13 protein-coding genes are annotated in these 11,911 nt (G+C 37.0%); 1 reads left to right on the top strand and 12 read right to left on the bottom strand.

The features are described 5' to 3' along the window. Nucleotides 1–9 precede the first annotated feature (9 nt). The 12 genes from OTK01_RS04705 to OTK01_RS04650 form a co-directional block, all read right to left on the bottom strand. Nucleotides 10–744 carry an S-methyl-5'-thioadenosine phosphorylase gene (locus tag OTK01_RS04705; protein WP_029227908.1) on the bottom strand — a complete coding sequence of 245 codons (735 nt, stop codon included), beginning with the start codon at nt 742–744 and terminating at the stop codon, nt 10–12. A gap of 100 nt (nt 745–844) precedes the next feature. Beyond that, nucleotides 845–1,867 (bottom strand): BMP family lipoprotein, encoded by a 1,023-nt coding sequence (locus OTK01_RS04700; RefSeq protein ID WP_029227909.1) that lies wholly within the window; start codon nt 1,865–1,867, stop codon nt 845–847. Between the two features lie 173 nt (nt 1,868–2,040). After that, nucleotides 2,041–2,754, bottom strand: a complete 714-nt coding sequence (locus OTK01_RS04695; protein WP_084694629.1) for a type 1 glutamine amidotransferase — start codon at nt 2,752–2,754, stop codon at nt 2,041–2,043. A 19-nt stretch (nt 2,755–2,773) separates the two neighbouring features. Then, complete coding sequence (locus tag OTK01_RS04690; protein WP_029227911.1) at nt 2,774–4,114, bottom strand: MurT ligase domain-containing protein; 1,341 nt, start codon at nt 4,112–4,114, stop codon at nt 2,774–2,776. Between the two features lie 91 nt (nt 4,115–4,205). Continuing rightward, nucleotides 4,206–5,081 (bottom strand): site-specific tyrosine recombinase XerD, encoded by an 876-nt coding sequence (gene xerD / locus OTK01_RS04685; RefSeq protein ID WP_013432227.1) that lies wholly within the window; start codon nt 5,079–5,081, stop codon nt 4,206–4,208. 51 nt (nt 5,082–5,132) lie between these two features. Continuing rightward, nucleotides 5,133–5,696, bottom strand: coding sequence for a hypothetical protein (locus OTK01_RS04680; RefSeq protein WP_014042732.1), 564 nt, complete (start codon nt 5,694–5,696; stop codon nt 5,133–5,135). 52 nt (nt 5,697–5,748) lie between these two features. Further along, on the bottom strand, nt 5,749–6,063 hold the full coding sequence (locus OTK01_RS04675) for a hypothetical protein (protein ID WP_232841402.1): 315 nt from the start codon (nt 6,061–6,063) through the stop codon (nt 5,749–5,751). Nucleotides 6,064–6,071: 8 nt separating this feature from the next. Beyond that, nucleotides 6,072–7,202 (bottom strand): stage II sporulation protein P, encoded by a 1,131-nt coding sequence (gene spoIIP, locus OTK01_RS04670; protein WP_029227912.1) that lies wholly within the window; start codon nt 7,200–7,202, stop codon nt 6,072–6,074. Nucleotides 7,203–7,301: 99 nt separating this feature from the next. Further along, entirely contained in the window at nt 7,302–8,285 is a 984-nt protein-coding gene (gpr, locus tag OTK01_RS04665; RefSeq protein ID WP_014042734.1) for a GPR endopeptidase, read from the bottom strand. A gap of 140 nt (nt 8,286–8,425) precedes the next feature. Further along, nucleotides 8,426–8,599, bottom strand: coding sequence for a small, acid-soluble spore protein, alpha/beta type (locus OTK01_RS04660; protein WP_013432222.1), 174 nt, complete (start codon nt 8,597–8,599; stop codon nt 8,426–8,428). A gap of 78 nt (nt 8,600–8,677) precedes the next feature. Next, on the bottom strand, nt 8,678–10,078 hold the full coding sequence (gene ypeB / locus OTK01_RS04655; RefSeq protein ID WP_029227913.1) for a germination protein YpeB: 1,401 nt from the start codon (nt 10,076–10,078) through the stop codon (nt 8,678–8,680). Between the two features lie 31 nt (nt 10,079–10,109). After that, entirely contained in the window at nt 10,110–10,667 is a 558-nt protein-coding gene (locus tag OTK01_RS04650) for a cell wall hydrolase (protein WP_013432220.1), read from the bottom strand. 110 nt (nt 10,668–10,777) lie between these two features. On the opposite strand from OTK01_RS04650, the gene OTK01_RS04645 reads away from it, so the two are divergent. Continuing rightward, entirely contained in the window at nt 10,778–11,890 is a 1,113-nt protein-coding gene (locus OTK01_RS04645; protein WP_029227914.1) for an MGDG synthase family glycosyltransferase, read from the top strand. The last annotated feature ends 21 nt before the right edge of the window (nt 11,891–11,911 follow it).

The following is an 11,911-nucleotide window of genomic DNA, read 5'->3' as shown; positions in this document are numbered from 1 at the left end:
CACCTGTCTTTATATTCTTTTTATTATTTCAATGATAACCTTTTTGAGCTTTTCTACATTTTCAGAAAACACTCTTAAAACCTCTTCATGGGAAACAGGTTTTATATCTGGGTCATCTTCTAACCCAGCATCATAGTCTGTCACAAGAGTAATATTTAAGTACCTTATTCCAAGCTCATTTGCTAATGCCACCTCAGGATACTGGGTCATTCCGATAACGTCAAACCCCATCTTGGAATACCATCTGCTCTCAGCTAAAGTAGAAAACCGCGGTCCCTGAATAACTACACATGTACCTTTTTTGTGAAATCTATATCCAAGTTCTTCTAAAACATTAATTGCAATTTCTCTCATCTGCTCATCATAAGGCTGTGCCATTGAGGTGTGCTTTACATTTCCAATATCCGAAAATGTGTCCTCTCGTCCCCATGTTCTGTCAATAAACTGGTCAACAACCACGAAATCACCTGGCGCAATTTCTTTTTTCAGACTCCCGCAAGCTGTTGTGGAAATAATCCTGTCAACGCCAAGCTGTTTTAATGCATATACGTTTGCTTTGTACGGCACTTTGTGAGGGGGATAAATATGCTTTTTACCATGTCTTGGTATAAAAGCAACTTCTTTTCCTTCTACCTTGGTTATTGCTATTTTATCACTTGGTTTGCCATAAGGTGTTTCAATCTCAATCTCATTAAAATTTTCTAAAAAAGAGTAAAATCCAGAACCACCTATTATCCCTATCATATGGATAACCTCTCCTTTCTATTGAAAAAGCTTTTCACTTTTTAAAAGGCCTGCTGCGGCATCAGCTATTGCCCAGCAGGCCTTTAAAACTTACATGGTATTACTTTACTTCTGTTGGTATCTTTATTTTACCAGCTTTTATATCAGCAATTACCTTGTTTATTTTGTCGCTCACACTCTTTGGAACACCTTTCATAAATGGAGCAAGTCCAACACCATTGTTTTTCAAATCAAAGTAAATGATACCACTTTTGAATTTCCCATTTAATGTATCTTTTATAACACTGTATGTTGCAACATCAACTCTCTTCATTGCAGAGGTAACAACAGTATTTGGTGCCACATAGCTTTGGTCTGAGTCAACACCAATTGCATAAACTCCCTTTTCTTTTGCAGCCTGAATAACACCAAGACCTGTCTGCCCTGCAACCTGGAACACAAAGTCAGCACCTTGTGCAATTTCTGAAAGAGCTACCTGTTTTCCTGATGCTGGATCGTCAAACTTGCCAGTGTATTTGATTATAACTTTTGCTTTTGGAATCTCACTCAAAACACCAGCTTTAAAACCTGCAATGTATCTGTCAACAGGTGGAATCTTCATACCACCAACAACTCCAAATACATTCTTTCCAGTTGTTTTGCCAAACTTAGCCTTCTCAAGCAAAGCTGCTGCAACACCTGCTAAGTAGCCTGCTTGTTCCTCTCTGAACATAGCTGAGGCAACATTAGGAAGGTCAGAAATCTCAGAGTCGATAATTAAAAATTTTGTCTTAGGGAACTGCTTTGCAACTGTCACAACCGAGTCGTGCATCAGAAAACCAACTGCAATAATTAAATCGTAATTAGCTTTTGCAAGTTTCTGTAAGTTTGGAATATAGTCTGTCATCTGTTTTGATTGAATGAGAGTTGTTTTGATCTTTAGTTCTTTTTCAGCTCTTTTCAGTCCTTCATATGCAGACTGGTTGAAACTTCTGTCATTGACACCACCAACGTCAGTGACAAGCCCTACCTTAAAAGTTTTTTGGGATGTAGACCCACTTGCCATGTTCCAAGATACATTTAAGCTTAACAAAAGTGCGGCAATCACAACAAGACTTAACACTGCATATAACCTTTTCTTCATAAAAAGCAAACCTCCTTTTTTATTTTTTAGATGTCAGACATCTAACATCTGACATCTGACGTTATTATTTTATAACCTTTGTTCAAAAAAGTCAATATGAAAATTTATAAATTTGTGAATTATAATTATAAAAGGCTGCCTCTGAATAGCAGCCTTTTGCCATAATTATTGTTTTACATATACAATTCTTTTACCCTGTTGTGAGCAATATACTCTAATGTATCATCTAATTCCTGAAATTCTAAAGCGCGAAAAGCATACTTTCTTTCAAGAGCTTTTTTGAGCATAAAGTCTGCAATATGCGGATTTTTAGGAAGAAGAGGTCCGTGCAGATACGTACCTATAACATTCTTATAAATCAGTCCTTCAAACCCATCCTTCCCGTTGTTACCATAACCTTTTAAGACCTTGCCAAAAGGCTGATAATCATGATAGGTTCTTCCACCATGATTTTCATATCCCACAACTGTTTTGGGAAATACCTCCAACGTTGTTTCGATAATAATATTTCCAATAAGTCTCTTCCCTTCAGCTTTTGTTACAAAATCAAGGAGGTGAAGACCTTTTATTGCTCTTCCGCTTGCATCAATATAAGCCTCTCCTAAAAGCTGATACCCGCCACAGATTGCAAGTACCACAAGTCCATCTTCAATAAGGCTCTTAATAAGTTCTTTTAATTTCAAAAGATGTGAATACACAATAGATTGTTCCCTGTCAGATGCCCCACCAAGCAAGATTATATCTGCATTTTTTAGGATTTCTTGATCTGCGCCTAAAGTGTACTCAAACACGTTTGCTTTAATCCCACGCCAAGCACATCTTTTCTGAAGGCATATAATGTTTCCCCTATCCCCGTACAGGTTCAAAACCTCGGGGAACATGTTCACAATGTTTATCTCCACTTTTTCATCCCATCCTTTTTGAAAGGCTGTCCACTATTTTCTTCACTTCAAAAAGAGCTGTATATGTTGGAAGAATATAGACCTTCTGAATATCATTTTGCTCAAAAACCTTGTCTAATTCTTCTTTGTAGTCAATAAATTCAAAATTAGCAAGCATATATTCACTGTATTTTACTCTCAAAGCCATATCTTCTTTTCTCTTGCCACCAAAGTACAAAGCTTTGATGTTTTCTATTCTGCACAAGATATCAAAATCAGCATCCCAAATCCATGAGATATCCTTGCCATCTGCAGCGTTGTCGTTGAGGATAAACACAATTGCCTTAGGGTCAGGGTCATTGCTAATTACGCTTAGTGTCTCGCTCATACCTATGGGATTTTTTACAAGTGATATTATTACTTTTTTGCTATCAACTTCTTTCTTCTCTAATCTTCCAAGTTTATTTTCAAATGTTTCAATTCTTTCCTTTATTCTTTTCTCTTCAACACCAATCAACATTGCTACCGAGATTGCTGCACAGACATTGTACAGATTATAAACACCACCCATTTTCCATTTAATGTTCTCAATATGTATATCTCTTTCCCTGTCAACAAAGTCAAAAACAAACCCTGCCGAATCCTCTCTTATGTTTGTAATGACAAACCTGCTCTCAGGATTTTTATAACCACACATCAAGCATTCATATTTCCCAAGATGCCCAACATTATAAAACAAATATTCAAGCTTGGCATTGCACAGGGGACAAAAACGTGAGTCCAAGGTAACATTGGTTTTTCGACTAAGTAGGTTTTCATCAACGCTGTAAAATACCTTCTTTTCGCCACTAAAACTTGCCAAGTTTGGGTCGTCTGCATTTATTATGGCTAAAGCTTGTCCAATATGGCTCAAAATCAGCTCTTTTACCCTGTCAAGCTCACCGTATCTGTCAAGCTGGTCCCTGAACACATTGGTTGTGACAAATATGTCTGGTTTTAAATATCTTGTTACAACTGGCAGTGAGCCTTCGTCAACTTCAAAACACACAATATCATAGCTTGACCTTAGATTATTTATAAAAGCACTTACAATCCCGTTTGCCATATTCGACCCTTTCAGATTAGAAAGTACAACCTTATCACCCGCAATTAGCCAGTTTATTATGTTGTTTGTGGTTGTCTTACCATTTGTGCCTGAGATAAGTATCTTCAGTTTGCTTCTTTTGTCAATTTCTTTTATGATAGAAGGACAAATCTTGATAGCAATCTTCCCCGGAGCACTTGTTGCGTCCTTCCCGAAAAGCTTTAAAGTAAACTTTACAAGTATCCCCAGCAAAATAGCAACGTAAAGTCTTATTTTCTGCAACTTAGCTCATCTCCTATTTTCTGAAAAAGTTTGTAAAATACAAAAAGCAAGGCATTGCCTTGCCCCTCTATTTTCAAAAAAAATTATCTTATTATGCACGTGGATGAGTTTTCTGATAAACCTCTTTTAGTTTAACATTTGCAACTTGAAGATATCTCTGTGTTGTAGAAATATCAGCATGCCCCAACATTTGCTGAACAGCTCTCACATCTGCCCCATTTTCAATTAGATGAGTGGCAAAAGAGTGCCTGAGCACATGCGGTGTTATTTCTTTATCTATCCCCGCGCTTTGCGCGTAGAACTTTACTATCTTCCAAAATCCCTGTCTTGTCATTCTCTCACCATTGAAGTTCAGAAACAGAGCTTCTTCATCCTTGTTTTTAGCAAGGTAAGGCCGCGAATGACGCAAATACCTCTCCACTGCCGAAATGGCATATGAACCAATTGGAATAACCCTGTCTCTTTTCTTGTTTTTGCAGATGATATATCCGTGTTCAAGATTGATATCGTCAAGATTGAGGTTGATAAGCTCGCTTACCCTAATACCTGTTGCATATAAAAGTTCAAGCATTGCTTTATCTCTGATTCCTTTAATATCATCTTCCTTTGGACAGGAAAGAAGCTTTTCCACCTCATCTCTGGTAAGTATCTGAGGTGGACTTTTCTCAAGTTTGGGTGGTTCAATCTCTATTTTTCCAATATCAACAATGTTCTGGGTTTTTAAAAAGTCATAGAAGACTTTGAGCGAAACAATTGCTCGTGCAATAGTGCTGTTTGATTTGCCACTTTTTTGCATACTGATAATGTATGCTATCAAGGTTGCCTGAGAAGTATTTTCAAGTTTTATCTTTATGTTATCTAAAAATTCTATGTATTTTTTAGCATCCCGCAAATATGAGCTTATGGTATTTTGTGAAAATCTATTCTGTCTCTGAAGGTGATTACCAAAAGCTTCTATGATACTCATCTATCTTCAAATCCCCTTCTATCTATAAGTTCCTGCCATCTTATAGCAATCTCATATTAACCTGCAGGCAAGTTTTGCCACCATGTTGTCAATCACCAGTATCCCGCACGCTAAAAATATTATAATTACTCTCATAACAGCAGTTGACCTTTTATCTATTTTTACCATTCTGTCTTTAAAGAATAACATTATAAATGAATACAGAATAAGTATAATCAAAAATATGAAAACAATCAATTCTTTTAATAGCATATAAGACAAAAAGAATGCAAGCCCTTTTATCTTATACACGTAAAAAAAGACAGCAGTAGTAAGCCCAAAAGAAAATCCTTTAAACATTACAATTCCTATGTTCAAAAGCTGCATGTATCTGTGAAGGCTGGAAAGCCCCCATATGCAAAGGCAAAACAGTATTACTCCTGATGAGGAAATCAAAACATTTTTCCAATAAGCCGTGTTTCCTTGTTTTGCTATATTTATTGAAAGTAAGACAAAGTTCGAAAGCTGGCTTTTCTGATTTGTGTTCATTCCCAAGAAAAATCTTATGCCAAAAAACATACTAAGAATATACAAAACAGAAATAGATACAATTAAAAGTTTTATCCTTGTCTTCATTGTTATCTTCTCTTTTGCAAGTTTTATAGTAAAATAATATGTTAATCTTTTTTTAATTATTCCCTACCAAAGAAAATAGATACCCCTTTGATTTAAAAATGAGATAGTTTGTCTTTTTAAAAAAGCGGTTGGGCAAGCTTTTGCTAACTTTGATTGAAAATCTTCCACCTGCAAATTTCAAATTTATACTGTCATAGCTGAAAAGTATTTTGAGAATGTACTCGTCGTGTGGCAACATTTTTTGCTTGTTCATTTCAACTATAAAGAGCATAATCAAAAAAATAACAACTACCAAAATCAGCCCTCTTCTTATCCTTGTAATAAAATTTTTATATTCACAATATCTTCTGTATCTGCTTCTTCTCAAACCAAAACTCACCTTCCCATGATGGTATCATCCAGTGCCTTTGCAACAATCTGACAACTCCTCAAGGCTTCTTCCATGGTATTTCCATTGCTACCAACTTCAATGATTATGGCATATGGTGATACATGTTGATTGTATCGTGCAGCAGAAAGGTTTATAGGTCTTGTAATCTGAGGGCATATTTTGCTGAGATTTTTTTGTAGATGTACAGCAAACAGAAGGTTCTGTCGCCAAAACGGATGATAAAGCCCAAGCTTGTCTGTCCCCACAACAAGCATAACCTTTGCAACCTCATATCCAAACGCAACTGTTGAAACCTTCACCTTTTTTGAACCACTTCCAATAGCATCCCTGTGCAAATCTATAAAGACCTTTATATCAGGATGTTCACTTTTATATCTTTCTATCACTTTCAATGACCTTGAATAAGAACCCTTGTATTCCGGATAATCATTTACATCTTTACTGTGATAAACCTTATAACCATACTGTTTTCCCAAGATTCTTTTCAGCTCTTCCCCTACTCTCACAACATTGTAGTTAAAGTCAAGTGTTCTGTCTGTTGTGCCAGGAGTGTATACAAGGTTTTGGGAAAAAGTATTGTAGCTTTCTGTTGTGTGGGTATGGTAAATTAAAATGGACGGTTTTTTCCCATTGAAAATTTTGAAGTTTGCCTTCAAAAGGGTATCAACATCAATCTTATAATCTGTCTGATTCACAATCTCTATGTTGTAAATTCCCTTTTTTTGAGTACTATTTTCAAAGTATTTCTGAAATTCGATGTTCTCATCCTGGCTTTCAGCTTGACCATTTTTCTTCTCTTCTTGGGTCTGCTGGTTATAATCTATTAAAATGGCATCATCTTCATATACAGGTGCATTTTCAACCTCTTGAAAGTTTGTTGCCGTAAACATCGGATAAGAAAACCTTACTATGTTCTCAATTTTAAAAGCCTCGTTTGCAAAATGGTCAGAAAAAATGGGTATATTAAACGAAATAATCTCTTTTGAATACCTGAAAAGCAGAGCTGTTGCTGCTTGATTTAAAAAGACTAATCTTTCAACTACAAAGCCAATGCCAAGCACAAAAAGTATAGTAGCTACCAATACAATCTTTTTAAAATCAACAACCTTAACCATTTTAAATTATTCAAAACTCCTTTTTAAAACACTTGATGTTATTCAAGAACTTTCTTTTAAAATTTTTATTCTTCAATCCCCCCTTTTATTACAACTCCCTCAATTCACATATCTGTACTCATCATTCTCTTTTACCTCCGGATGAATTGCCTTATTTATTCCATCAGCTATCACAGTCGAAATGTTTTCAACAATCCTGTCTATGTCTTTTGGTGTCACAAAGAGATTACCATAGTAAGGGAATATTACCTCTTTGATAAGATTAAACCTGTCCTCATCAGGAATACTCTCCAAAAGCATATAAAGCGGCGATGACCTGTCTGTTTCATTTTTAAGTCTTTCAAGCAGAAGGTCTATGGCATCATTTGCAATAATTGCTGCGTCAACAACCATAGGAACACCAATTGCCACAACAGGCACACCAACTGTATCTTTTGTGATACCTTTTCGTTCATTTCCAATACCTGAGCCAGGGACTATACCTGTATCTGCTATCTGGATAGCAGTTGATATCCTCTCAAGCCTTCTTGAAGCAAGTGCGTCAATTGCAATTATCAAATCAGGATGTATTCTGTGAACTATACCGCTTATTATCTCGCTGGTCTCGATTCCAGTTATGCCCAGAACGCCTGGCGATATTGCGCAAACAGAGCGTATTCGCCTGTCTTTGACCTTTTCTGGCACAAACTCAAACAAATGTCGTGTTATCAATACCTTTGACACAACTTTTGGCCCTAAAGAGTCGGGCGTGACATTCCAGTTGCCAAGTCCAACAACAAGCACAGTAGATTTTTGTGACACATTTATTAAGCTTTCAAGCTCGTTTGCCAGTATCTTTGAAACCTGTTCCTGGACCTCAAAATCTTCATCGCGCAATCCATCAGCTTCGATTGTAATATAATTGCCCATAGGCTTTTGTAAGATTGCTTCACCTTTTATAGAGTTAATCTTGACCTTAGTGATTTTAATTTTATCATCAAATTCTTTTCTCTCTTCAACCTCAACACCTTCTATCTCCCTTCCAAGCCCTTTTTGGACAAGTTCCCTCGTCTCAAGGGCAAGGTCTGTTTGGATTTTAAACATTCTCTTTTCCCACCTTTCTTTTGAAACTTCTTCCTACAAATTATTGTTTTCACTTTTGAGGTGGTTTAACCAAAAATGTATGTTAAAAGGGAACTGCAAGATTATGTTCTTGCAGCCCCCTCTTTTTATTGACAGGGGGGTTATTGCTTTTCTTTCAAGGCTCTTTCTGCCATCTCGATAGCTTTTCTGACGATGTTACCACAGTCGCGCGATTTTACCTCTCCCCAACCGTACTTTGACACTGTGTCGTACACTCCAAGTTCTTTTGCTATCTCCATTTTGAGCTCCTCTGACATAATCTTTTGCCTTGCCAAGCCAATCGCCCCCCCTTGCGGCTTTTTCACCGCATATCTTAGTTTGTTCAAAAACTATTCAATTTATTATCCATTTGCTTACATTGATAAAATGCCATTAGGGTCTTTAATTATCTCCAAGATATTTTCTTCCTTTCCAGTGATAGCATTAATATAATCAGCAAAGTACTTGCCATCGTATTTGCCCAAAAATTCATATGTGAAAACTTCTTTTCCAGAATCAAGTGGAATTATAGCAAGTGAAACGCTTTGCACATCAAAATTTTTGCTAATAAAATTTCTTGCCTGTCTTTCAGATATTGCAGGTTTAGGAATCTTTCTTGAAGTGTGAGACATATAATATGCTGTTGCATCAAACCCTACTATTTGCCCTGTGTCAAGAGCAACTCTTACTTTCACCATATCGGGATATATCTTAACACCATTTTGCAGAAGAATATAATTTATCAGGGCAGTGTTGTCCTGTTTTAGATAAAAGGTGTCAATCATGTTAGCAAAACCTTTTTCAAGTAAAAACTTTTTAGCGTTTTCCTTTGCTTTCGCAACACCTATTTTTGGGGAAGAGGAAGCCCTGTTGTCAATCATCCAAATTACTTTGCCACCTTTTTTAGAAATAGCTATTGTGATTGTTCTGTCGCGAATTCTTCTGTCAGGGATTATCTCAAAAGTATAAACCTTTATTCTATCTCCTGAAAGTCCTAAATAATTGACTATGTCAGCTCTTTTAAGATTTAAAAAGTCAAGTGCAATCTTTTTTGCCTGTTCTTTGCTTATAAGTTTTTCTGGAAGTCCTTTTGGGGTCTGGCGACTAATGTGGTCAGAAAAAGGTCCGTCATATATCAAAGTTGGATAGTCTTTAAACCCTGCCTCAACTGCCAGCATCCTGCTACTTGTGACATTCTGAGCTATCCTTCTAAACCTTGATGTTCCAACTACTCTGACCTCGCCCCATCTCAGCCTTCCTTGGCTTATCTCAATTGCAAGCTCATTCAAGTTGCTACTGAGCTTGTCTGCATATGCTCGAAGTTTTTTGAGCTGTTGTCGCTGAAGCAATGTCTCTTTTTTGCCGCTCATGAGCTGTTTTGAAAGTGAAAAACTAAGGTCTCCAACTTGAGTAAGATACTTTGCTGTTCTTTCAAGTGCAACATTATTCTCAATAGGAAGCTGGGAAAGGTTCTCCTGCGCTGCAAAAGCGTTTCGCCACACCTCGGTATATAATACCGCTCTTTGTCTGTCATCTCCTGATACTTCTGCTTTAGACAGCAGTGCCTGGATGTTTTGAACATAACCTACCATGTCGAAAAATGCTCTGTGCCACATATTGGTAAGATAGTTGTGGTAGTTTGCTTTTCCTCTATATTGGTTTACTCCCCAAAGCGCTACAATAACCAAAATGCCAAGTGTGACCGCCATCACACTCCAAAGCCTTACACTTTTTAGCCTTTCCCTAAGTTCTTTGTATCCGCCTAAAATGCTCAAGTCAACCTCACCTCTTTAGCTTTTTTAAAGTTTATTTTGCAAATCTGTGCTTGCCAATGACAAGCATAACCTTCCTGCTCCAAATCCATTTGTTTGTTGTCTTTGCAGGATTGTAGTAGTATATACATCCGTTTGTCGGGTCCCATCCATTTAGCGCGTCTCTTGCTGCTTTTAAAGCTGTTGGTTCAAGTTTTGCATTAATCTGCCCGTCGGACACACAAGTAAAAGCACCTGGCTGATAGATGACACCGCTGATTGTCTTCGGAAATCCGGGGTGTTTTGTTCTATTTATGACTACAGCCCCGATTGCAACCTGGCCTATATAAGGTTCCCCTCTTGCCTCCCCATTTATAACTCTGGCCAGAAGATACAAGTCTTTGTTCTGGTAGCTTGTTGACCCTTGCGTTTCAACAGATTCGTTTAAAACCTCTTTGTCAGTACTGTCCAATGCTTTTTCAAGTTTTTTCTCAATACTTTCGTAGCTTGCTCTTTTTATATCATATATAAGCTTTGCAGAATATATGCTGAGAATAAAGCTCATCAAAAGAAGCAGGATAAAAAGTGAATATCTTTTTAAGAGTTTACTCATGCTGCAAACCCCCAAATATAAATTTTTCTAAAATTATTTTTTGTAAGCTTGTTTTTATTATTCAGAATCAGTGATAAAATAAATTTAGACCTTTTTGTATGGAGCAAAAAATGAGAGTATTGATATTAAGCCTTGACGCAGGCGGAGGACATTTTGCTGCTTCAAATGCATTGAAAACTGCCATTTTACAAAAATACCCTGACTCACATGTGGAAATTGTAGATACACTAAAAATTATAAGTCCCATACTGGACAAGCTTGCTGTAGGAACATACCTAAAAGCAATCAAGTCAGTACCTTTTATTTACGGTCTTGTATATGACTCTACTGACAAAGAACCACCAACCAGATGGAGCAGGGCATTGTATGAAAAGTTCTATTTTGCATTTTATAAACTCTATAACATTATCTCGGAATTCAAACCAGACATAGTAATTGGTACTCATCCATCACCAGTTGACATGGTGGCCCAGCTTAAAAAAAGAGGAAACATAAATGTACCTATAATAAGTATTGTCACTGATTTTACCATTCATCCATACTGGATAAACGAATTTGCTGATTACATCATTGTTCATCATCAAAACCTGGTGTATGAAGCGGTCAAAAAAGGTGCCCAACAAAACAAAGTAGTACCACTTGGAATTCCTATAAACCCTTCGTTTGCTCAAACATATGACAGAAAAGAGGTTATTGAAAATTTGAATCTGGAAGATAGACCAACAATACTTATCATGGGCGGGAGCTTGGGGCTTGGAAACATAGAAGAGATTGTTGAAAAGGTGTGCACAATATGTGATGAAAACTACCAGATAATCGTGGTGGCAGGGAAAAACAAGGCCCTCAAAAATGCTTTGGAAAAAAGAGATTTTGGAAGAAAGATAGTAGTATATGGGTTTATTGATTTCATAGACAAGCTAATGGCAATAAGTGATATTCTCATCACAAAACCCGGGGGACTCACATGCGCAGAAGCACTGTCACGCAAACTTCCCATGATATTAATCTCGCCCATTCCTGGACAAGAAGAGAGAAATACTTTTTATCTTATAAACAACGGAGCTGCTGCGTATGTAAAAAATACCGAAAACTTTGATATAGTATTTAGTCAGATAATAAACAACCCTCAACGTTTAGAGCATATGAAGCTTGCCTGCTCGTTTCTGGGAAAGCCAAACTCGTCACCCGACATTGCAGAATTTATAAGGGGAATGGCAGGATAATCTGCTCATTCCCCTCGCTTT

This window comes from Caldicellulosiruptor acetigenus (genome assembly GCF_026914305.1).
In the GTDB taxonomy this organism is placed as follows: Bacteria; Bacillota; Thermoanaerobacteria; order Caldicellulosiruptorales; family Caldicellulosiruptoraceae; genus Caldicellulosiruptor; species Caldicellulosiruptor acetigenus.
Note: the sequence above shows the minus strand (reverse complement) of the source record. Positions and strands in the feature narration are given on the sequence as shown.

Coding starts and splice junctions, on each gene's coding strand:
- spoIIP (WP_029227912.1), bottom strand. CDS start 7,202: ATGGTTAAGGTTGTTGATTTTAAAAAGATTGTATTGGTAGCTACTATA.
- OTK01_RS04650 (WP_013432220.1), bottom strand. CDS start 10,667: ATGAGTAAACTCTTAAAAAGATATTCACTTTTTATCCTGCTTCTTTTG.
- OTK01_RS04705 (WP_029227908.1), bottom strand. CDS start 744: ATGATAGGGATAATAGGTGGTTCTGGATTTTACTCTTTTTTAGAAAAT.
- gpr (WP_014042734.1), bottom strand. CDS start 8,285: ATGTTTAAAATCCAAACAGACCTTGCCCTTGAGACGAGGGAACTTGTC.
- OTK01_RS04645 (WP_029227914.1), top strand. CDS start 10,778: ATGAGAGTATTGATATTAAGCCTTGACGCAGGCGGAGGACATTTTGCT.
- OTK01_RS04700 (WP_029227909.1), bottom strand. CDS start 1,867: ATGAAGAAAAGGTTATATGCAGTGTTAAGTCTTGTTGTGATTGCCGCA.
- OTK01_RS04680 (WP_014042732.1), bottom strand. CDS start 5,696: ATGAAGACAAGGATAAAACTTTTAATTGTATCTATTTCTGTTTTGTAT.
- xerD (WP_013432227.1), bottom strand. CDS start 5,081: ATGAGTATCATAGAAGCTTTTGGTAATCACCTTCAGAGACAGAATAGA.